The sequence below is a fragment of the Stenotrophomonas lacuserhaii genome (assembly GCF_039674585.1).
Classification (GTDB): domain Bacteria; phylum Pseudomonadota; class Gammaproteobacteria; order Xanthomonadales; family Xanthomonadaceae; genus Stenotrophomonas; species Stenotrophomonas pennii_A.
In genome coordinates, this window is sequence record NZ_JBDJNU010000019.1 from 45,673 (window position 1) to 66,125 (window position 20,453).

Below are 20,453 nucleotides of genomic sequence, written 5' to 3' on the forward strand. Positions count from 1 at the left end.
TGCTGCGCCGCAGGACAGCTTTTTCATACGCCGTCCTTAACATGGCGATTCATATCATTTGTAACTTCCTGTCGAAGGTGCAGTCCGCAATGACAGTTGCCGCTGAGTTCAAGATCGAATACCTCCAGTACCTCAACGCAGACGGCAAGCTCGTCCGCGATGACCTGCCCGCTTCGCTGCGGGATCCCAAGGTGCTGGTCCCGTTGTTCAAGCAGATGCTCTACGTGCGCGTCTTCGACAGCAAGTCCATCGCCCTGCAGCGCACCGGCAAGCTCGGCACCTATGCCGCCTGCCTGGGCCACGAAGCCGCGCATGTCGGCATCGGTGCCGCCATGCATCCCGGCGATGTGTTCGCGCCGAGCTACCGTGAATACGGCGCCATGTTCATGCGCGGCGTGCGCCCGTACGACGTGCTGATGTACTGGGGCGGCGACGAGCGCGGCAACGACTACGGCGGCAATGCGGCCAAGGACTTCCCGTTCTGCGTGCCGATTTCCACCCAGTGCCTGCACGCGGCCGGTGCGGCGCTGAAGTTCAAGCTCAACGAGGAGAAGCAGATCGCCGTGGCGGTGTGCGGTGACGGTGGCAGTTCCAAGACCGACTTCTACGCGGCACTGAATTCGGCCGGCGCCTACAAGCTGCCGCTGATCCTGTGCATCGTCAACAACGGCTGGGCCATTTCCGTGCCCCGTTCGGCCCAGACCGGTGCCGAAACGCTGGCACAGAAGGGCCTGGCCGGTGGCCTGCATTGCCTGCAGGTGGACGGCAACGACCTGATCGCAGTGCTGGCGGCGATGGAACAGGCGCGCGAGCGCGGCCTGTCCGGCAACGGCGGCACGGTGCTCGAACTGATGACCTACCGCCTGTCCGACCACACCACCGCCGACGACGCGCGCCGCTACCGCGACGACGCCGAAGTGAAGGATGCCTGGCTGCTGGAGCCGATGCTGCGCCTGCGCAAGTACCTGACCGACCAGGGCGTGTGGAGCGAAGCCGAAGAAAAGGCCTGGATCGAGCAGTGCGGCGCGCGCGTGGACGAGGACGTGAACCAGTACCTCAACACCCCGGTGCAGCCGGTCGAAGCGATGTTTGATTTCCTGTATGCCGATCCGCCACCGGACCTGCTGGCCCAGCGCGCTGCCGCCATTGCCCTGGAGCAGCGTCATGGATGACATCAAGCACGGCGTTCCTGCTTCCCGCACCAATGCCGCCGACAGCGCCGCTGTCGCCGGTGGAGACACGGTCATGACCAGCACCCCCATCACCCTGATCGAAGCCATCACCCAGGCGCTGGCCTGGGAACTTGAGCACGACAAATCGGTGCTGGTGCTGGGCGAGGACGTGGGCGTCAACGGTGGCGTATTCCGCGCCACCGCCGGCCTGCAGCAGCGCTTCGGCGCCAACCGCATCCTCGATACTCCGCTGGATGAAACCACCATCGCCGGCCTGACCATCGGCCTGGCCGCGCAGGGCATGAAGCCGATCGCAGAAGCCCAGTTCGACGGCTTCATGTATCCGATGGTCGACCACATCATCTGCCATGCCGCGCGCCTGCGTACCCGTACCCGTGGCCGCCTGCACTGCCCGATGGTGCTGCGCGTGCCGTGGGGCGGTGGCATCCGGGCCCCGGAACACCACAGCGAAGCCAACGAATCGATCTTCACCAACGTGCCCGGCCTGCGCGTGGTGCTGCCGTCCTCGCCGCAGCGCGCCTACGGCCTGCTGCTGGCGGCGATCCGCGAACCGGATCCGGTCATCTACATGGAGCCCAAGCGCATCTACCGCCAGTACAAGGAAGTGGTGGCCAACGATGGCGAAGCGCTGCCACTGGACGTCTGCTTCGTGCTGCGCGACGGCACCGACGTGACCCTGGTGACCTGGGGCGCACAGGTGAAGGAAGCACTGGAAGCAGCCGACAAGCTGGCCGGCGAAGGCATCAGCGCCGAAGTCATCGACGTGGCCACGCTGCGCCCGCTGGACTTCGCCACCATCGCCGAATCGGTGGCCAAGACCGGCCGCTGCGTGATCGTGCAGGAGGCCCCGAAGACCGCGGGCTTCGGCGCGGAAATCGCCGCGCGGCTGGCCGAGGAATCGCTGTACGACCTGCTGGCACCAGTCGAGCGGGTCACCGGCTATGACACCCACATTCCGTTGTTCCGCCTGGAAATGAAGTACCTGCCCAGCGTGGAGCGGATCGTGGCGGCGGCCAAGCGCGCCGTTGCGGCAGGCTGACATGCGGGCCCGTCTACTCGGCCCGTACCGCAGCCAGTACCCCAACCCGCTCCGGTTGCGCACCGGCCAGATCGTCGAGGTCGGTGTGCGCGACGAGGAATGGCCGGCATTCGCCTGGGTACGCACCCGCGAAGGCGGCGCAGGCTGGGCGCCGGTCGCCTGGCTGCAGCTGCTGGACGATGGCCACGCAGAAGCCCTGCGTGACTACGACGCCCGCGAGCTGGACGTGGAAAACGGCGAGATGGTACGGCTGCATCATGAACATGGGGGCTGGTGGTGGTCCGAGCGCGCGAACGGCGCGACGGGCTGGCTGCCGGCCCACGAACTGGAACTGCTGGAAGAGAACTGCACATGAGCCAGACCAAGAATTTCAACCTGCCCGACCTGGGCGAAGGCCTGCCGGACGCCACCATCGTGGAATGGTTCGTCAAGGAAGGCGACACCATCCGCCTGGATGAGCCGCTGGTGTCGATGGAGACCGCCAAGGCGGTGGTGGAAGTGCCTTCGCCGGTGTCCGGCAGGATACTGAAGCTGTCCGGCGCGGCCGGCGACATCATCCCGACCGGCGCGGTGCTGGCCAGTTTCGAACTGGACCCGAACCTGCCGCAGCGCGCGGACGGCCAGGACACCGGCCACAGCCACGGCCACGCCGCACCGGCGGCGACGCCGAGCACCGGCCAGCCGGCGCCGGCGCAGGCCGATGCCGTGGTGGCCTCCGATGAAGGTGGCGAGATCAAGGACGCCGGCGAGCGCGATGACGCTGGCACCGTGGTCGGCGCGATGCAGAGCTCCAACGCCGTGCACGCCGAACAGGCGGTCGCCGTGGGCGGCGTCAAGGCCGTGCCGGCGGTGCGTGCGATGGCGCGCAAGCTGGGCGTGGACCTGTCGCGCGTGCGCGCCAGCGGAACCGATGGCGCGGTGACCATGGCCGACGTCAAACAGGCTGCTGCCGATGGCACTGCCAAGGTCGGCGCTACGCCGACTGCAGCGGCGGCACCGCAGGCCGCGCAGGTGTCCGCACCGACGCCGGCACGCGTGGAAAGCCCGCGCGCGCCGATGTCGGCCGCCGGCAAGCCGATGCGCACCCAGCCGCCGGGCGTGTCCGCCAAGGGCCAGCCGGAGCAGCTGAAGGGCGTGCGTCGCAACATGGCGCGGGTGATGGCCGATGCGCACAGCAAGGTCGTGCCGACCACGCTGAACGACGATGCCGATCTGCATGCCTGGCTGCCGGGCAACGATGTCACCGCCCGCCTGGTGCGCGCGATCGTGGTGGCCTGCCAGAAGGTCCCGGCGATGAACGCCTGGTTCGACGGCGAAGCGCTGACCCGCACCCTGCACGCGCACGTGGACGTGGGCATCGCGGTGGACACCGAGGAAGGCCTGTTCGTGCCGGCCCTGCGCAACGCCGACATGCTTGATGCACGCGGTATCCGCGAAGGCGTCAACCGCCTGCGTGAGCAGGTGGAAGCCCGTTCGATCGCCGCCTCGGAACTGAGCGGCTACACGATCTCGCTGTCCAACTTCGGCATGTTCGCCGGCCGTTACGCCACCCCCGTGGTGGTGCCGCCGTGCGTGGCCATCGTCGGTGCCGGCCGTGCCCGCTACCAGATGACCCCGGTAATGGGCGGCGTGGAATCGCACAAGGTGATCCCGCTGTCGGTCACCTTCGACCACCGCGTGGCCACCGGCGGCGAAGCCGCCCGCTTCCTGCGCGCGATGATGGACGACCTGGCCCTGGCCAACTGAGGCGGTAGTGACGGCCGTTGTGGGTGACGACCGTTGGTCGTCACAACCCGGCCGACACGGTGACGACCAACGGTCGTCACCCACGCGTGCTCAGGCCAGCTCAGCCGCGCTGACCACGTGTTCCCCGGGCCGCGGTGCCAAGGCGGCATCCACCAGCGCAGCCGCGATGTTCTCCGCCGGATTGATCCGCCAGCCGCGCGGCAGCAGCGGACCCAGCACGCCCAGCACCTGCAGCGCCAGGTGTTCACCGGTACGTTTGTGCACACGCTGGCCGCCGATCAGGCCCGGCCGTACCAGCGTCAATGAATCGAATCCCAGCCCGCGCAACTCCTGTTCCAGCGCGCCCTTGACCCGGTTGTAGAAGATCCGCGATCCCGCATCCGCACCCGCCGCGGAGTTCAGCACGAAGGTGCCGGCACCATGCGCAAGGGCCTGCCCGGCGAAGGTCAACGGGTAGTCATGGTCGATGCGCTTGAAGGCCTCGCGGCTGCCGGCCTGGGCCATCGTGCTGCCCAGCGCGCAGATCACCGCATCCACTGCCCACCACGGCGCGGTGCCGGGCAGGTGCTCGAAATCCAGCACCGGGTTGTCCAGCTTGGACGCGGTCGCCTGCAGCGGCCGCCGGCTCGGCGCAACCAGCGCCGTGCAGCGCGGATCGTCCAGCAACAACGCCAGTGCCTGGCTCCCCACGAGTCCGGTCGCGCCCAGCAGCATTACCCGCATCGCCTTCTCCCCTGGCTGATTTTCCCCATCGTGAACGCTGGACGGGTATAAAGCCAACGACGGCCGCGCCGATATGCTGTCACCAGCCTTTGCCTCCCCCGGACACTCCTGCATGACGGACCGCCGTGACTCCCGCCCCGCCCCCGGCGCCCAGCCTGGACCGCTGGCGCTGGTCCGTGCGGCCAGCGCGGGCGGCGACGGTCCGCGCGCGGTGACCCGCGGTGGCAACGGACTCAGCCTGCAGCAGCTTTTCGCGCACGCCGCACACCCGGAATCCCTGCTGGCGGCCTTCGCCGATGGCATGGCGACCCTGCCCGGCGAGCTCGGCGACATGGGCGACCGCCTGCAGTCGGCGCAGGCCGATGCGGACTGGCCGCGCTACGGCCGCGCGATGCGCCAGCTGATCGACAAATACATCCGCACCATCGAACTGCATGCCCCGGATGCGCCGCCCGACGGCGATCGCCTGCGCCAACAGCTGCACCAGGTGCTGGGCACCACCGTGGCCGGCCTGCTGCAGCACGATCCGCAGCTTCGCGAGCAGGCCGTGGCGCAGGCCGCCGCCTGGAAGCAATGGCGGCCCGGCCAGCCGCTGGACGCGCTGGAACAGGGCCAGCGCGAACTGGGCCACCAGATCGGCGTGCGCAGCGAGGCCTGGCAGGAGCGCGACGCGCTGCTGCTGGGCCTGTTCGACCTGCTGCTGGAAAACATCAGCGAACTGCTTGATGACGGTGCCTGGCTGCACGGCCAGATCGATGCGGTGCGCCAGCTGTTGTCCGGTCCGCTGGACACCGCGGCGGTGGAACGTACCCGCAGTGAACTGCGCCAGGTGATCTACAAGCAGGGCCTGCTCAAGCAGGGCATCAGCGAATCCAAGGCCGCCATGCGCGGGCTGATGGGCGACTTCGTGCAGCAGCTGGACGGCATGGCCAACAGCACCGGCGAGTACCACGACCGCATCAGCAGCTACGCCCTGGCGCTGCGCGAAGCACGCAGCATCGCCGACCTCAACCAGCTGCTGCAGGGCGTGCTGCAGGACACTGGCCGGGTGCAGCAGCAGGCTGCGCAGGCACGCGACCACCTGGCCAACGCACGGCTGGAAGTGGAAGTGGCCGAACAGCGTATCGCCCAGCTGGAACGGGACCTGCGCGAGGTGACCGACCTGGTCCGTACCGACCCGCTGACCGGCGCGCTCAACCGCCGCGGACTGGACGAGCTGCTGCAGTCCGAACTGGCACGTTCCGGCCGGGCCGGCCGTGCGCTGGCGGTCGCGGTGATCGATCTGGACGAGTTCAGCCAGACCAACTCGCAGTTCGGCCACGCCGGCGGCGACGCCGTGCTCAAGCATTTCGTCAGCGTCTCCCAGCTGCTGCTGCGTGCCAGCGACAGCGTGGCGCGGCTCGGTGGCGACGAGTTCGTGCTGGTCATGCCGGATACCCCCGGTGCGGACAGCATGTCGACCCTGCAGCGCCTGCAGCGTTCATTCGCCCAGCGCGTGTTGAACGTGCAGGACCAGCGGGTTCCGGTGCATTTCAGTGCCGGTTTGGCGCAGTGGGGCGCCGGCGATACCGCGGAGTCGCTACTGCGGCGGGCCGACGAAGCGTTGTACGCGGCCAAGCGGCTGGGCCGCAACCGGGTGCAGGCCGGCTGAAGGGAACTGAAGCCGCTTTCGGTGGGTGACGACCGTTGTGGGTGACGACCGTTGGTCGTCACAGCCTTTGATTTTCAGAAGCGTGACGGCCAGCGGCCGTCACTACCCGTCAGTGCGCCGGCTTGCCGCGCAGCTTCTGCCCCAGCATCACCGCGCCCAGCACCAGCGCACCGATCACCACGCCCACGCCCACGTTCGCCAGCGCGTTGACCAGCCACGCCCACTGCCCTTCACCACCATGCTCCAGCACCCAGTGGTGCAGCGCCGGCACGTTGTGCACCAGGATGCCGCCACCGACCAGGAACATCGCGGCAGTGCCGGCGATCGACAGGAACTTCATCAGCCATGGCGCACTGGCGACCATGCCGCGCCCGAAGGCCGCTACCGCGCCGCCCTTCCTGGCCAGGTACAGCCCGGCGTCGTCGATCTTGACGATGCCGGCCACCAGCCCGTAGACGAACACGGTCATCGCCACGGCCACCACGCTCAGGGTCAGCAGCTGCTGGGTGAACGCCGCGCCGGAGGTGACCACCACGCCCAAGGTCAGCACGATCACCTCGGCCGACAGGATGAAATCGGTGCGGATCGCGCCTTTGATCTTGTCCTTCTCGAAGGCGACCATGTCCACCTGCTCATCGGCCAGCGCCTGGCGCCGCTCCGCCTGCTTGGCCTCATCTTCTTCGGCCGGATGCAGGAAGCGATGGGCCAGCTTCTCCACGCCTTCGTAGCAAAGGAAGGCACCCCCCAGCATCATCAGCGGCACGATCAGCGGCACGTTGTAGCCGCGCGACTTCAGCCAGGCCTCCAGCGCACTGATCGCCAGCGCGGCCGGCACCAGGATGACCTTGTTGACCAGCGACCCCTTGGCCACCGCCCAGATCACCGGCAGTTCGCGGTTGGCGCTCATGCCGGTGACCTGCTGCGCGTTGAGCGCCAGGTCATCGCCCAGCACGCCGGCGGTCTTCTTTGCCGCGACCTTGGTCAGGACCGCCACATCGTCCAGCAGGGTGGCGATGTCATCGAGCAGGGTGAACAGGCTGGCGCCGGCCATGAAGGATCCATGTTGAGAGGGAGGGTCGAGGCTGGATTCTGACCGAAAAGGCGTGAATCCCGAAAGACGGCCTCCGGATTCACCACTCCACCACCTGGACGCAGCCACACTGGGCCTCCCGTACCGTCGCGGAGTCCTGCTTGAACAACCCGTCTGCCGCGCCCGCCAACCCGCCCCTGATCACCGGCATGAACCGTCGCAGCCAGATCCTCCGCTTGCTGATGCGCTATCGCAATTCGGGCGTTTTCTCCGGAATGAACCTGGAAGCCGCCGGTGCGGTGGACGTTCCGCCGGACGGCAATCCGGAGCAGTTCGTCACCGACCTGGAGGCGCTTGGCCCGACCTTCGTCAAGCTGGGCCAGATGCTGTCCACCCGCCCGGACATGGTCCCGGTGGAGTTCGCCACGGCACTGGAACGCATGCAGGAAAGCGTCGCGCCGATTCCGGTCGAACGCATCCACGACATCATTGAAAAGGAACTGGGCGCATCGGTATCCACGCTGTTCGCCAGCTTCGATCCGGTACCGCTGGGCTGTGCATCGATCGCCCAGGTCCACCGCGCCACCCTGCGCGACGGCCGCGAAGTGGCGGTGAAAGTGCAGAAGCCGGAGGTTGCCGCGCAGCTGCGTTCGGACCTGGAAGCGCTGCGCAGCTTCGCGCTGGCCGCCGACCACCTGACCCAGGTCGGTCGCCGGGTGCGCCTGCGCGACTGGCTCAACGAGTTTGCCAAGACCCTGATGCAGGAGCTGGACTACCAGGCCGAAGCGGAGAACCTGCAGCGCTTCGGCCGGCACCTGCGTCCGTTCAAGCCCTTGTGGGTGCCGCAGCCGGTGTGGGATTACTGCAGCCACCGCGTGCTGACCATGCAGCTGGCCGACGGCGTGCGCGTGGACATGATCCCGGACGTCCGCCGTACCGAACAATCGATGGATCCGCTCGCTGCCGCGTTGATCCGCGGTTACCTGGACCAGATCTTCGTGCACGGAGAAATCCATGCCGATCCGCATCCGGGCAACCTGCGGGTGACCGATGACGGCCGCCTGGCGATCTTCGACCTCGGCATGGTCGCGCACATGCCACCGCGGCTGCGCGAGCGCCTGCTGAAGGTGTTGTTCGCTGCCGTCGATGGACGCGGTGAAGAGGTGGCCGATGAGATCATCGCCATCAGCACGCGGCTGGAATCGTTCGAAGAAGAGCGTTACCTGCGCGAGACCGGCCAGATGATCGCGCGCTACGCCGCCAGCAACCATTATTCCGAAGGCCGCGTGGTGCTGGACATGGTGCGCATCGCCACCGCCAGTGGCCTGCGCACGCCGCCGGAGCTGAGCCTGATCGGCAAGGCGCTGTTGAACCTGGAAACCGTGTGTCGGCTGTTGTCGCCGACGCTGGATACGCGGCGCATCGTGGAAAAGCAGCTGCAGCATGTGATGCGCGCGCGGTTGAAGAAGTCGCTGTCGGCGGCCAACCTGGCCAGCGAAGCGATGGAAGTGCAGGAACTGCTGCGCGTGGGTCCGCGCAAGGTGACCGACATCCTCGCGTTGCTGGCCGAGAATCGCCTGCAGATGAAGGTGACCGGGCTGGAAGAATCGCGGCTGATGGAGAACCTGCAGAAGATCGCCAACCGCGTGTCCGCAGGCATCGTGACGGCTGCGTTGATCCTGGCGTCGGCGTTGATGATGAAAGTGGACACCGGCGTGCACCTGTTCGGTTATCCCGCCATTGCGATGATACTGATGCTGATCGGCGTATTCCTCGGCCTTGGCATCATCACCAGCGCGCTGCTGTTCGACCGCCGCGCACGCGCCCGCGAAGAGCGCGGCCACCGGTAACGTAGTGTCGAGCTTGCTCGACACACGCTGTGTTCGCCAGGGTCGTGCTGTCGAGCAAGCTCGACGCTACGCATTCACGCCCGCTGCACAAAGCTGACGACATCACGCCGGCGGTCGTTTTCAACAAACATTTCAGTCAGGTTCGTGCAGGCATGATCCGGTCATCGGGCTGTCATGCAGATGTGGTTGGCAGTTCCGGTCGGATGGACACGCGTCGGTACGACGTCCATCACCACCTCCGTCACTGCCGAATACGCCCATGCTCTGGATTCTGTTGCTTACGCTGTTCGTGCTCACCTGCCTGCTGCTGCTTTCCAGCAGGTGGGTGTGGTGGAAGGCCGGGATGCTTTCGGTCCTGCTGGTTGCACTGAGCAGCTGGTGGTTGATCGACCGGTTGTCCGGCGATGGCCTGAACGCGGCCACGCTGTATCACCTCGGCGCCGACATGGAAGGCGCGGGTGTCTCCGATTTCAAGCGCGTCATCGCCGGCTACATCGCCCTGCTGCTGGTGTCGCTGCTGCCGTTGGTGCTGGTGCGCGTCAAGCGCTGGCAGCACCCGCGCAACGGCCGCACCCTGTTTGTCGGCTTCGTAGGCGCATGGCTGCTGGCGGTGTTCATCAGCCCGCTGTTCGCCGATGGCCAGCGCCTGTATTACCAGCTGCGCCCGGTCGATTTCGCCGGGATCGCGCCCCAGTACCAGGTGCCCACGCAGCCGTTGCAGCGTCCGCGCAACATCGTGTGGATCTACGGCGAAAGCCTGGAACGCACCTATCTGGATGAGAAGGTCTTCCCCGGCCTGATGCCCAACCTCAACAAGCTGGCGGCGCGCTCGCTCGACGTGCGCGGGCTGGATTCACCGGAAGGCAGCGGCTGGACCATCGCCGGGCTGGTTTCCTCGATGTGCGGCGTGCCGCTGACCACCGCCCAAGGCGATGAGAACAGCATGGACCGCATGGGCAGCTTCCTGCCCAAGGCCGTGTGCCTGGGGGATTACCTGAAGCAGCAGGGTTACACCAATCATTACCTGGGTGGCGCCAACGGGCAGTTCGCCGGCAAGGGCCAGTTCCTGGCCAGCCACGGTTTCGATGAAGTGCATGACCTGGCGTGGTTCAAGCAGCAGAAGAAGGTCGGTCGCATCCATTACTCGGCTTGGGGCGTGCACGACGACGTGCTGCTGGACACCGCGTATCGCCGCTTCGAGCAGCTCTCGCGTGGCAAAGAACCGTTCATGCTGACCACGCTGACCATGGACACCCATCATCCTGCGGGCCACCTGCCGGTGTCGTGCCGGAACGAGCGCTATGAGAGCGAGCACGGCAACATCGGCCTGCTCAATGCGCTCAAGTGCACCGACCGCCTGATCTCCCAGCTGGTCGCGCGCATCCAGGCCAGCCCGTATGGCAAGGACACGTTGATCGTGGTGTCGTCCGACCACCTGGCCATGCCCAACGACCTCAGCCACGTACTGGCCAAGCAGCAGCGCGAGAACCTGCTCCTGTTCGTGGGCAACGGCATTGAACCGCGCCAGCTGCAGGTGGACGACGCCACCACGCTGGACAGCGGCGCCACCCTGCTGAGCCTGCTTGACCCTTCGATCCAGCGCATCGGCTTCGGCCGCTCCCTGCTGGATCCGCAACGTCCGGCCAGCGCCAGCGTCGCCGCGCGCAAGGACAACGGCCGCGAGTACCCGAAGTACCTGGCGTTCGCCCGTTCGCTGTGGCTGGGCGAACCCACCCGCGAGCTGCGCATCGACGAGGGCAACCAGGTGGTGGTCGGCGTGCAGCACGTGCAGCCGCCGGTGCTGCTGGAGTACGACAAGGACTGGGCCCTGAAGTCGGTCTACCTGGAGAACACCTCGCGCCAGTTCGACGAGGCCGACAAGGACAGCACGCTGGCCTACGTGGACCGTTGCACCGCCTTTGAAGACGGTTCCGCCGATGGCGACTGGTGCGCGCTGCTGGTCAACCGCGAGAACGGCATCAAGCTGTACCGCGATGACGAACTACGCGGCGGCGTGCAGGTGGATGCCGCGCTGGACGCGTTCGATGGCCCACGCCCCAGCGTGCGCCAGGCGCACATGATCACCGACAAGGGCCGCCGCACGCGCGCCGGCCAGTACATGCTGGAACTGGTGGCGAGCACACAGCCGCAGCGCGGTTTCTGGATCGAAGCGGTGTCTTCGCAACGGCAGGTGGTGCTGGCCCAGCAATGGGTGCAGCCCGATGCCAGTGGCCGCATCAACCTGAGCTTCGGCCTGGACCATGAGGTGGATGACCTGGAGATCCGGGCGTGGTTGAACCATGCCGAGAAGCTGGCGGTGGATACGTTTGCGCTGGTGCCTTCGCGGCGTCCGCGTGGGTAGTGGGTCGAACGGGTGAGACCCCCTCGCGGGTGGCTTGAAAGCAGCAGCCTTGGTCTGGGCCGGGCGGTGGGGCTGGTCGGGGGACGGCAAAAACCGCATCCATGCGGGCCTCGTTTCGCGCCATCCATGGCGCTCAACGCCCCCGCCCCCCCCCCCCCCCCGCCCCCCCCCCCCGCCCCCCCCCCCCCGCCCCCCCCCCCGCCCCCCCCCCCCCCCCCCCCCCCCCCCCGCCCCCCCCCCCCCCCCCCCCCCCCCCCCCCCCCCCCCCCCCCCCCCCCCCCCCCCCCGCCCCCCTGACAGGTTCCGGTGGCCGCCACCCGCGTAATAAGAAAAAGAAAAAGCGGTAGCGCCGACCCACCCCGCCCCGCCTACACATAGCCCTCCGGCTGCAGACGTTGCTCCTGCTCAGCCGACCCGATCAGCGTCAGGATCCCGCACCAGGTGGATGTCCGTCGGCGAGGACAACGCGATGCCCTTGGCCGCCAGCTCCTGCAGCAGGCTGAAGAACAGGTCGCTGCGCGTGCCGTACACCTGGCGCGGGCTGGAAACGTAGGCAAAACTGTTGATCGCCACCTGGCCGCCACTGATCGAGTCGATGAACACCGACGGCGCCGGGTCGGACAGCACGCTGGAATGCGCCGTGTAAGCATCCAGCAGTACCTGCTTCACCGCCGCCACGTCCGCGTTCAACGGCAGGGTGAACTGGATCTGGATCCGGCCCTGCGCGCTGCCCATGGTCATGTTGCGCACCGTCTTGGTGATCAGCTCCGAGTTCGGCACGATCAAGGTCGACTTGTCGCCGACCGTTATTTCGGTGGAGCGCACGTTGATGCGGCGGATGTCGCCTTCCTGGTCGCCGATCTTCACCCAGTCACCGATCTTCACCGGCCGCTCGGCCAGCAGGATCAGGCCGGAGACGAAGTTCTGGGTGATCGCCTGCAGGCCGAAGCCGATGCCCACCGACAGCGCGCTGACCACCAGCGCCAGCTGCCCGAAGCCGATGCCCAGCGTGGCCAGCGACCACAACACGGCCAGGATGATGCCGACATAGCGGGCTACCGTGCTGATGGAGTTGCGCGCACCGGCATCCAGTTCGGTCTTCGGCAGGTAGGTATCCACCAGCCAGCGCTGCAGGGCCTGCATGAGTGCCAGTCCAGCCAGCAGCACCACGATGGCCATCAGGATCTGGCTCGGCATCAACCTGATGTCTGCTCCCAGCGGAATCCCTTCGGAGAACACGCTGTCGATGCTGCCCAGCACCGACCCGACATTGCCGAACGGGGCGGTGAACATGAGCAGCGCCAGCAGTACCAGCACGATCCGGCTGAAGGCGGACAACAGCACGCCCGCCTGCTCCACCTGCGCCGCGCTCAGTCCGGTGGTGAGGACGACGGTGCGGCCGATGCGGCTGTCCGGATGCAGCATCCAGGTGCACAGATCGTCGGCGAACTTCAGCAGCAGGGTGGTGGTCAGCGCCACGATGCCGCCCCAGACCAGCTGCGAGGTCACGAACTTGGCGAAGTTGAGATAGCCGAACAGCGAGGCGATGATCGCCGCGGCCACCACCACGTTGCCCGCCACGCGGGTCAGCACGATCCACCCACTACGCTGGGCCGGGCCACGCGCGCGTGCATCGGCCGCCTGCGCTTCAGCACGCTCGGCGGCCTCGGCGGTCTGCCGCCGGTGCAGGCGCGACAGCGTCACCAGCATCGCCATGATCAGGCACAGGTAGACCAGCGCGATCACCCCGTCCAACGCGATCGTGTTGATCTCACTGGTGCGTGCAGCGCGATCCACCGCGGCCAGCATGATGCTCACCCAGCTCACCGCCGCCGCGCTCCATGCGTACTTGCGCAGGTTGCGGGCAGCCGTGTCATCCAGTGCCAGCAGGCGCCACGACGGGCGCTTGGGGGCCAGCAGGCAAGCGCTCAGGGCGACGATGAAGGCGGCAAAGCAGGTCGCTCCCAGGAAGTAATTGGACACCGTCTGCAGGCGGGGCGGGATCGCCCCCACCGCGTCCATCGCCGCCACCAGCGCCCAGGCCGCCAGGCCGGGCAGTGCCGTGCCGACGCACAGCAACCACACGGCCAGGCCGGTGCGGCGCAGGCGTCCCTGCGGTGCATTGTCGGCGGCGGCATAGCGCCTTCCCAACGCACGCAGCCACAGCCGCAGCGGGAAGAACAGCAGCAGCGCCGCGCCAAGGCCCAGCAGCGGCAGGCCCCACCCTTCGCGCTTCACCGCATCACCCAGCGCGGTGGAGGCCAACCGGTACAGGGCCAGCACCCGCGTGGTATCGGCCGGGGCCGTGGCGGCGACCTGGCGCCACAGCGCGGGTGAAAGCGGAGACGCCACCTTGCGGCCGAGTTCTTCGCTGAACTGGCTGGCGCGCAGCTTTTCGATGTCCGCCGCCAGCTGGTTGGCGTTCACCACGGCCAGTTCGGCCCGCTTGAGGGTACCGTCGATGGCATTCCGGCGCTTGGTCAGGGTGGCGCGCTGCTGCGCGACCTCGCGTGCCTCGGCACTGCCTTCGGCAACCTCGCCCAGTGGCGCCAGCTGCTCGTCCAGCTGCGCCAGCTGGGGCTGCAGCACCTGCGTCGCCGCCGCCGCGTCGTCCTTGGCGGCTTTCGCGCGTTCGGCCAACGTGGCCAGCGTATCCGGGGTCTCGGCATCGTCCAGCGAGGCGCGGGCCGACTTCAGCGTGGCCTCGGCCCGGTCGACCCGGGCTTCGGGGGTCGCTTCGGCCGGTTCCTGCGCCTGTATCGGCGTGCCGACCAGGAACAGCAGCATCAACAGGCCGACGAGGGCACCGCGCTTGGAGATCAGGGTGGAAAGAGACAAAACACGATACCGGCATGCGCGGACCACCGCGCCTGCGCGGGACTATACGACGTGTCGCGTCGCTATCGAATCAGTACTTCAGCCGCAGCTCTTCCACCTGTGGCTGCTGGGCGGCATACCACTCCTGGAAATCCTCCTCGGGAATCTCTTCGGGGGCATACACCACGATCGGATCCCAGTCGTGGTCGGTAGGCAGCGGCTGGCGGGGGCCGGCACGCAGGGTATACGTCGCGCCTTCGTGCTCGACGACCGCTTCTGCCTGCTCCCAACGGGTGCGGAAGAAGGCGGTTTCGGATTTCAACAGGATCACCTGGTACATCGAATCAGCTCCCTGGACGTGTTCTTCAGCATGGACCTGCGGATCGGGCCGGAAAAGCCGGGAGCCGCTACGCAGTGTTGCGCCTACGCCATGGCAAGGCGGTTTCACCTCTCCGTGGCGGCAGGCGCGGCAAGGTGGCCTACCGCTTCCGGGACGACACCGACATGACCCCCCACGACGACCTCAAAACCGTCCCCGACCTCAAGCTGCCGCGCTACCTCGGCACCTGGTACGAGATCGCCCGGCTGCCCATGCGCCACGAGCCGGAGGCCTGCACCGACGTGTCGGCCCATTACAGCCTGCAGGACGATGGCAATATCCGCGTCCACAACCGCTGCCGGATGGACGGCGAGATCGAAGAAGCCATCGGTGAGGCGAGCGTCGTGGACAACGACAGCGCGCGGCTGGCGGTCAGCTTCCTGCCCAAGGGCCTGCGCTGGCTGCCGTTCACCAAGGGCGACTACTGGGTGATCCAGATCGCGCCGGACTACAGCGTGTCGCTGGTCGGCAGTCCGGACCGGCAGTATCTGTGGCTGTTATCGCGTACCCCGCACCTGGACAAGACCGTTCGCGACCATTATCTGGCCAGCGCCCGCCAGCAGGGCTTCGATCTGTCCAAACTGATCGACACTCCGCACACCGGCAAGCCGACGGCCTGACCCCATGGATCTTAAAAGCGGGTACCCGTACTGGTCCGTCCGCAACGGGCTGATCCAGGCGTTCCCTCCGCTTGAGGCCGACCTGCACTGCGATGTGCTGGTGGTCGGCGGCGGCATCACCGGTGCACTGATCGCCGATGAACTGTCCGCGCATGGGCACGGGGTGACGGTGATCGAACAGCGCGATATCGGCTGGGGCAGCACGGCGGCAAGCACGGCCCTGCTGCAGTACGAGATCGACACCCATCTGATCGACCTGGCGCGCCAGTACGGCGAGGACGATGCCGCGCTGGCCTATGACGCCTGCGCGCAGGCGCTGCCGCAACTGCGCGAAGTCACCGCCGGCCTGCGTGGGGTGGATTTCAAGCAGATGGACAGCGTGTACGTGGCCAGCAAGACCCGCCACGTGCCGGTGTTGCAGGCCGAAGGCGCCGCACGCCGCCAGCACGGACTGGACGCACGCTGGCTGGATCGCGATGCCCTGCGCGAACGCATGGGGATGGACGGTGATGGGGCGCTGCTGACCCGCCAGGCCGCCCGGGTGGATCCCTACTGCCTGACCTACCGGCTGCTGGAGCGGGTGAAGCGGCGTGGCGGCCATGTGCATGACCGCACCGTGCTGCATTCACTGCAGCCCACCGCGCGCGGCGTCACCGCGCGGACCGAAGACGGAATGCAGGTACGCGCCGGGCACGTGGTGCTGGCCCAGGGGTACGCCAACCAGCGGTGGCTGGACGCGCGCGTGGCGCGCAACCGCAGCAGCTATGCGCTGATCACCGATCCACTGCACGCCGATGAACTTGGCGCATTGGCCAGCACGATGGTGTGGGAAAGTGCACGGCCTTACCTGTACCTGCGCAGCACCGGCGATGGACGGCTGCTGCTGGGCGGGCTGGACGACGCAGTGGATTTGCCGGCACGCCGCGACCGCCGCGTGGATGGCAAGTCGAAGAAGCTGATGAAGGGACTGAAGGCGTGGTTCCCGGCGCTGGACCCGATCCCGGCGTTTGCCTGGGCCGGGACCTTCGCCGAAACCGCCGACGGCCTGCCGTTCTTCGGTCCACATGCGCAGTGGGGACCGCGGGTGCAGTTCGCGATGGCCTACGGGGGCAACGGCATCACCTATTCGATGATCGGCGCAGGCCTGCTGCGCGCGAACATCGAACGCAGGCGCCATCCGCTGCAGGCGCTGTTCGGCTTCGAACGGCTGGAGCGCTGATCGCCAACGCACGCCGGTCCTGCCGTCCGGCACGATGACGTATTCCCGCCCGGCACGATGCCCGGCAGCGCCGAGCCATGCTCGGCGAGCGCAGCGGTGATAGCGCCCGCCTGACGGCCAGCGGCCGTCACTACCGTCGACGCGCAACGACAGGCATCATTCAACCAGCAGCTGCTAGCGTCGCCATGAGGGCCCGCGTGCCCTGCCCCGTCCGTTGCTGGAGCGTCGTGCCATGATCCGCCCCCTGATCCTGCTGTGCCTGGCCTGCGCCCCCTCGGCGGTGCTTGCGCAGAGCGCTGCCGGCGCCACCGGCCCGCAGTCAGCCACCGGCCTGAACCTGGCCGTGCCCAGCGAACCGCTGCGCTACCTCAACGATCCCAGCTTCCAGCAGGATGCCCCGGGCACCTATTACGGCGACAAGAGCGGCCCCCGCGCACGTGCCGGCAGCGATAACGGCATCGCCGAGGTCACCGATGACAAGCTGCGCGTTTCGGGAAGCGTGAGCACCGGCATCGGTTACTCCGAAGGCTACGGCAACAGCCACTACAACGCGGCCACGCTGAACCTGAGCAAGAACTACACCACCGACGAGGGCAAGACCCGCGGGGTCAACGTCAACATCCACGTCAGCGAAGGCAAGGGACCGGGTTTCTACGGTCCCTGGGATGGCCCGTATGGCGGCGGTTTCGGCGGCGGTTATGGTCCGGGCCCCGGCTACTGGGACCGCCCACCGCCGTTCGGCTGGTAAGCGGGGTCCGGTAGCGCAACGACCGGCATGGCGGCATCCGGATACGCCGCTGCGCTCGCCGGGCATGGCTCGGCGCTACCGGTCCGCGGTCCATGGCGCGTGGATCAATCCAGCCAGCCGTCGCGCTCGCTGTCCAGGATGCGGCCATCGTGCCCGCTCAGGCGCACGTCCACCTTCTGGTTGCGCGCGTTGCGTGCTTCCAGCTGCCACGTTGCACCATCGCGCTCCACCGAATGGATGTCCTTCAGACCCTGCTCTTTCGCCTTGGCCAGCAGCTGGTCGATGTTGAGCTGGGTGCGCCCATCGAACTCGTCGAAGATCTCGCCGGTCTTCGGGTCCACGTACACTTCGCGGAAGCGGCCATCGTCGCGGGTCACGTCGGCTTCCCACAGCCCGTCATCCTTTTCGATCTCGTGGATGCGGCTGTAGCCGGCGTCGCGCAGCTTCTGTTCCACCTGGGCCAGGCCCAGCGGCGCGGCATGCGCGGTGACGGCCACGGTGGTACCCAGCAGGGCGGCAACGGTGGCGCCGGCAATCAGGGACAGCTTGTTCATGGTGTTCTCCGGAAAGATGGACCGCGGCGGGTCCGGCCAACACAGTCTGCCCAGCGCACCTAACAGCCACCTAGCCCAGCCTGTTAGCCAACGGTTAGTCCACTGCGCTATTGATAGGCGCATGTATCCGTTGAACATCATCGCCGTGATCGTGCTCGCACTGCTGCCCACCCTGCCGGTGGCGGCAGGCGACGACCATGCCCAGCAGACCGCACGGCGTGCCGTGGAACAGGGCCGCTACGTACCGCTGGAAGCGGTGGTGCGCGATGCCATGCGGCGCCATCCCGGCACGCTGCTGGAAGTGGAACTGGACGATGCCGTGTACGAAGTCGAGATCCTGCGCGCCGACGGCGTGGTGGTGGAGCTGGACTATGATGCGCGCAACGGCAAGCTGCTGAAGACCGAACTGGACGATTGATGCGGATCCTGCTGGCCGAAGATGACCACGACCTGGCCCAACGCCTGCAGCCCCTGCTGGAGCAGGCCGGCTTCGTGGTGGATGCCTTCGCCGATGGCCGCGCGGCCGAAGAACATGGCCAGGTCGAAGACGTCCAGGCAGCCATCGTGGACCTCGGCCTGCCGGGCCTGGATGGCCTGAGCATCATCGAACGCTGGCGCGGCAATGGCCGCACCTTCCCGGTGCTGGTGCTGACCGCACGCGGGCGCTGGCACGACAAACTGGCCGGATTCGATGCCGGTGCCGACGACTACCTGACCAAGCCCTTCCAGCCTGACGAACTGGTGCTGCGCCTGCGCGCGTTGATACGCCGCAGCACCGGCCATGCCAGTCCGCGCCTGCAGTGCGGACCGTTGCAGCTGGACGTCAACGCGGGGCGCTTCAGCCTGCACGGCAGCGAGCTGGCACTCAGTCCGCAGGAATTCCGGCTGCTCGGTTATTTCATCCACCACGTGGACACGGTGATCAGCCGTGAGCGGCTGGGCGAGCACGTGTTCGACAGCGGCTTCGATCCCGATTCCAACGCGCTTGACGTGCTGCTGGGACGGGTGCGGCGCAAGCTGGACATCGACCTGATCCAGACCGTGCGCGGCCAGGGCTGGCGCCTGACGGCGCCGGCATGAGGGCAGTGCGATGAAACGCGCCTCGCTGCGCAACCGCCTGCTGCTCGCGGGCGGAGTGGGCCTGTTGCTGGTCACCGCACTGGCCACCGCGCTGCTCGGCCATCTGTTCGAACGCGCCGCGCGTGACAGCCTGGACGCCGCGTTGGAGCAGGACCTGCTGACCGTGCTGGCCCAGGCCGAAGTCAATCCGGACGGGCGCGTGGTGCTGCGCCAGGAACCCAACGAAGCCCGCTTCCAGCGGGTGTTCTCCGGTGCGTACTGGCAGGTCGGCGCGGCCGACGGCACGCCGCTGCTGCAATCGCGCTCGCTGTGGGATGAAAGCCTGGCCGCGCCGGCTGCCAGCAGCGCGGGCATTGCCGCCGACATCACCGGTCCGCTGCAGCAGCCGCTGCGCGTGCTGGCCCGCGAAGTCCGCCTGCCGCGCGCGCAGGCGCCGCTGCAGGTTCTCGTGGCGCTTGATCGCAGCGACCTGCAGGCCCAGGTGGCGCAGTTCCGGCAACGCAGTGCGTTGGCCCTGGCGGCGCTGGTCGCGGTCTGGCTGGCGGTGCTGGCCAGCCAGATCCACTTCGGCCTGCGCCCGCTGCGGCGGCTGGGCCAACAGGTGGAAGGTGTGCGCCGTGGCGAAGCCCGGCGGGTCGACACCCGCGGCCTGAGCGCGGAGATCGCGCCGCTGGCTGAAGAACTCAACGCCCTGCTCGACCACCACCAGCGCATGGTGGCGCGGGCGCGTACCAGCGCACAGGACCTGGCCCACGCGCTGAAGACTCCGCTGAGCGTGTTGGCAGCTGAAGCAGAACACCCGGGTGGCGACTGGCAGCAGACCGTGCGCGCGCAGGGCGGCCATATGCAGGCCAGCATCGAACGCTACCTGGCGGCGGGGCTGGCAGTGGACCATCGGCAGCGCGCGGACGTCGCACCGGTGGTGCAGTCGATGTGTCGCTTGATGGGCCGCGTTCACGAAGGGCGCGGCGTGCACTTCCGCAGCGATACCATCGATCCAGCCCTGCGCTTTGCCGGCGATGCCGCCGACCTGGAAGAAATGCTCGGCAACCTCCTGGACAATGCCGGCAAATGGGCGACGCAGCAGGTGCAGGTGAGTGCCTGGATGGAAGCGCAGCGGTTGCGGATCGACGTCCGCGATGACGGTCCGGGGCTTGAGGAAGCGCAGCTGCAGACCGTGCTGCAGCGGGGCGTGCGGCTGGACCAGCGCGAAGGCAGCAGCGGCCTGGGCCTTGCGATCGTCGGCGACATCGCCGCCAGTCATGGCGGCGAGCTGAAACTGGAAAACGCCTCACCCGGCCTGCGCGCCACCCTCTGGCTGCCGGCGGGCTGACCCGCCGGTAGTGACGGCCGCTGGCCTGGTGGGTGGCCTGGTGGGTGGCCTGGTGGGTGGCCTGGTGGGTGACGACCGTTGGTCGTCACGCTGTTGCTTCAAGAACAAG

Annotated in this window: 18 protein-coding genes; 13 read left to right on the plus strand and 5 right to left on the minus strand. The window is 67.7% G+C overall.

Annotation, left to right across the window (positions count from 1 at the left end):
* Positions 1-89 precede the first annotated feature (89 nt).
* Genes pdhA through ABE522_RS09510 form a run of 4 tightly spaced genes read left to right on the plus strand, consistent with a single transcriptional unit; the run spans position 90 to position 3,978 of the window.
* Positions 90-1,172 (plus strand): pyruvate dehydrogenase (acetyl-transferring) E1 component subunit alpha, encoded by a 1,083-nt coding sequence (pdhA, locus tag ABE522_RS09495; protein WP_042615244.1) that lies wholly within the window; start codon positions 90-92, stop codon positions 1,170-1,172.
* Positions 1,165-2,232: an alpha-ketoacid dehydrogenase subunit beta gene (locus ABE522_RS09500; protein ID WP_101099354.1), complete on the plus strand. Its 1,068-nt coding sequence runs from the start codon at positions 1,165-1,167 to the stop codon at positions 2,230-2,232. The genes pdhA and ABE522_RS09500 overlap by 8 nt, the downstream gene beginning before the upstream one ends.
* Before the next feature lies 1 nt (position 2,233).
* Positions 2,234-2,587 (plus strand): SH3 domain-containing protein, encoded by a 354-nt coding sequence (locus tag ABE522_RS09505; RefSeq protein WP_042615246.1) that lies wholly within the window; start codon positions 2,234-2,236, stop codon positions 2,585-2,587.
* Positions 2,584-3,978, plus strand: a complete 1,395-nt coding sequence (locus ABE522_RS09510) for a dihydrolipoamide acetyltransferase family protein (RefSeq protein WP_346591485.1) — start codon at positions 2,584-2,586, stop codon at positions 3,976-3,978. The genes ABE522_RS09505 and ABE522_RS09510 overlap by 4 nt, the downstream gene beginning before the upstream one ends.
* Positions 3,979-4,068: 90 nt before the next feature.
* Here the strand turns inward: ABE522_RS09510 and ABE522_RS09515 are convergent, their stop codons facing one another.
* Positions 4,069-4,701: a Rossmann-fold NAD(P)-binding domain-containing protein gene (locus tag ABE522_RS09515; RefSeq protein WP_346591486.1), complete on the minus strand. Its 633-nt coding sequence runs from the start codon at positions 4,699-4,701 to the stop codon at positions 4,069-4,071.
* 112 nt (positions 4,702-4,813) lie between these two features.
* Between ABE522_RS09515 and ABE522_RS09520 the strand changes: the two genes are divergently transcribed.
* A complete protein-coding gene (locus tag ABE522_RS09520) occupies positions 4,814-6,352 on the plus strand; it encodes a GGDEF domain-containing protein (protein WP_346591487.1) in 1,539 nt (512 codons plus the stop codon).
* Positions 6,353-6,461: 109 nt separating this feature from the next.
* Here ABE522_RS09520 and ABE522_RS09525 read toward each other — a convergent pair whose 3' ends face one another.
* Complete coding sequence (locus ABE522_RS09525; RefSeq protein WP_346591488.1) at positions 6,462-7,403, minus strand: DUF808 domain-containing protein; 942 nt, start codon at positions 7,401-7,403, stop codon at positions 6,462-6,464.
* 140 nt (positions 7,404-7,543) lie between these two features.
* On the opposite strand from ABE522_RS09525, the gene ABE522_RS09530 reads away from it, so the two are divergent.
* Positions 7,544-9,232, plus strand: coding sequence for an ABC1 kinase family protein (locus ABE522_RS09530; RefSeq protein WP_406846330.1), 1,689 nt, complete (start codon positions 7,544-7,546; stop codon positions 9,230-9,232).
* Positions 9,233-9,491: 259 nt separating this feature from the next.
* Positions 9,492-11,594 carry a phosphoglycerol transferase I gene (locus ABE522_RS09535; RefSeq protein WP_346591489.1) on the plus strand — a complete coding sequence of 701 codons (2,103 nt, stop codon included), beginning with the start codon at positions 9,492-9,494 and terminating at the stop codon, positions 11,592-11,594.
* A 405-nt stretch (positions 11,595-11,999) separates the two neighbouring features.
* On the opposite strand, the gene ABE522_RS09540 is transcribed toward ABE522_RS09535, so the two are convergent.
* Positions 12,000-14,381, minus strand: a complete 2,382-nt coding sequence (locus ABE522_RS09540) for a DUF3772 domain-containing protein (protein ID WP_346591500.1) — start codon at positions 14,379-14,381, stop codon at positions 12,000-12,002.
* A 121-nt stretch (positions 14,382-14,502) separates the two neighbouring features.
* Positions 14,503-14,751 carry a hypothetical protein gene (locus ABE522_RS09545; protein WP_346591490.1) on the minus strand — a complete coding sequence of 83 codons (249 nt, stop codon included), beginning with the start codon at positions 14,749-14,751 and terminating at the stop codon, positions 14,503-14,505.
* A gap of 164 nt (positions 14,752-14,915) precedes the next feature.
* On the opposite strand from ABE522_RS09545, the gene ABE522_RS09550 reads away from it, so the two are divergent.
* The 3 genes from ABE522_RS09550 to ABE522_RS09560 all read left to right on the plus strand — a co-directional run bounded on the left by ABE522_RS09550 (position 14,916) and on the right by ABE522_RS09560 (position 17,377).
* Positions 14,916-15,410 (plus strand): lipocalin family protein, encoded by a 495-nt coding sequence (locus ABE522_RS09550; RefSeq protein WP_346591491.1) that lies wholly within the window; start codon positions 14,916-14,918, stop codon positions 15,408-15,410.
* A 4-nt stretch (positions 15,411-15,414) separates the two neighbouring features.
* Positions 15,415-16,629, plus strand: coding sequence for an NAD(P)/FAD-dependent oxidoreductase (locus tag ABE522_RS09555; protein ID WP_346591492.1), 1,215 nt, complete (start codon positions 15,415-15,417; stop codon positions 16,627-16,629).
* A gap of 232 nt (positions 16,630-16,861) precedes the next feature.
* A complete protein-coding gene (locus tag ABE522_RS09560) occupies positions 16,862-17,377 on the plus strand; it encodes a hypothetical protein (protein ID WP_346591493.1) in 516 nt (171 codons plus the stop codon).
* Positions 17,378-17,481: 104 nt separating this feature from the next.
* Here the strand turns inward: ABE522_RS09560 and ABE522_RS09565 are convergent, their stop codons facing one another.
* Positions 17,482-17,931 (minus strand): PepSY domain-containing protein, encoded by a 450-nt coding sequence (locus ABE522_RS09565; RefSeq protein ID WP_101099285.1) that lies wholly within the window; start codon positions 17,929-17,931, stop codon positions 17,482-17,484.
* A gap of 151 nt (positions 17,932-18,082) precedes the next feature.
* Here ABE522_RS09565 and ABE522_RS09570 point away from each other — a divergent pair, with 151 nt between their 5' ends.
* The 3 genes from ABE522_RS09570 to ABE522_RS09580 are packed head-to-tail and all read left to right on the plus strand — an operon-like array spanning position 18,083 to position 20,344.
* Positions 18,083-18,349 carry a PepSY domain-containing protein gene (locus ABE522_RS09570; protein ID WP_406846333.1) on the plus strand — a complete coding sequence of 89 codons (267 nt, stop codon included), beginning with the start codon at positions 18,083-18,085 and terminating at the stop codon, positions 18,347-18,349.
* On the plus strand, positions 18,349-19,011 hold the full coding sequence (locus tag ABE522_RS09575) for a response regulator transcription factor (RefSeq protein ID WP_346591495.1): 663 nt from the start codon (positions 18,349-18,351) through the stop codon (positions 19,009-19,011). The genes ABE522_RS09570 and ABE522_RS09575 overlap by 1 nt, the downstream gene beginning before the upstream one ends.
* Positions 19,012-19,021: 10 nt before the next feature.
* A complete protein-coding gene (locus tag ABE522_RS09580) occupies positions 19,022-20,344 on the plus strand; it encodes a sensor histidine kinase (protein WP_346591496.1) in 1,323 nt (440 codons plus the stop codon).
* Positions 20,345-20,453: the final 109 nt, after the last annotated feature.

Coding starts and splice junctions, on each gene's coding strand:
- pdhA (WP_042615244.1), top strand. CDS start 90: ATGACAGTTGCCGCTGAGTTCAAGATCGAATACCTCCAGTACCTCAAC.
- ABE522_RS09500 (WP_101099354.1), top strand. CDS start 1,165: ATGGATGACATCAAGCACGGCGTTCCTGCTTCCCGCACCAATGCCGCC.
- ABE522_RS09505 (WP_042615246.1), top strand. CDS start 2,234: ATGCGGGCCCGTCTACTCGGCCCGTACCGCAGCCAGTACCCCAACCCG.
- ABE522_RS09510 (WP_346591485.1), top strand. CDS start 2,584: ATGAGCCAGACCAAGAATTTCAACCTGCCCGACCTGGGCGAAGGCCTG.
- ABE522_RS09515 (WP_346591486.1), bottom strand. CDS start 4,701: ATGCGGGTAATGCTGCTGGGCGCGACCGGACTCGTGGGGAGCCAGGCA.
- ABE522_RS09520 (WP_346591487.1), top strand. CDS start 4,814: ATGACGGACCGCCGTGACTCCCGCCCCGCCCCCGGCGCCCAGCCTGGA.
- ABE522_RS09525 (WP_346591488.1), bottom strand. CDS start 7,403: ATGGCCGGCGCCAGCCTGTTCACCCTGCTCGATGACATCGCCACCCTG.
- ABE522_RS09535 (WP_346591489.1), top strand. CDS start 9,492: ATGCTCTGGATTCTGTTGCTTACGCTGTTCGTGCTCACCTGCCTGCTG.
- ABE522_RS09540 (WP_346591500.1), bottom strand. CDS start 14,381: ATGCTGCTGTTCCTGGTCGGCACGCCGATACAGGCGCAGGAACCGGCC.
- ABE522_RS09545 (WP_346591490.1), bottom strand. CDS start 14,751: ATGTACCAGGTGATCCTGTTGAAATCCGAAACCGCCTTCTTCCGCACC.
- ABE522_RS09550 (WP_346591491.1), top strand. CDS start 14,916: ATGACCCCCCACGACGACCTCAAAACCGTCCCCGACCTCAAGCTGCCG.
- ABE522_RS09555 (WP_346591492.1), top strand. CDS start 15,415: ATGGATCTTAAAAGCGGGTACCCGTACTGGTCCGTCCGCAACGGGCTG.
- ABE522_RS09560 (WP_346591493.1), top strand. CDS start 16,862: ATGATCCGCCCCCTGATCCTGCTGTGCCTGGCCTGCGCCCCCTCGGCG.
- ABE522_RS09565 (WP_101099285.1), bottom strand. CDS start 17,931: ATGAACAAGCTGTCCCTGATTGCCGGCGCCACCGTTGCCGCCCTGCTG.
- ABE522_RS09575 (WP_346591495.1), top strand. CDS start 18,349: ATGCGGATCCTGCTGGCCGAAGATGACCACGACCTGGCCCAACGCCTG.
- ABE522_RS09580 (WP_346591496.1), top strand. CDS start 19,022: ATGAAACGCGCCTCGCTGCGCAACCGCCTGCTGCTCGCGGGCGGAGTG.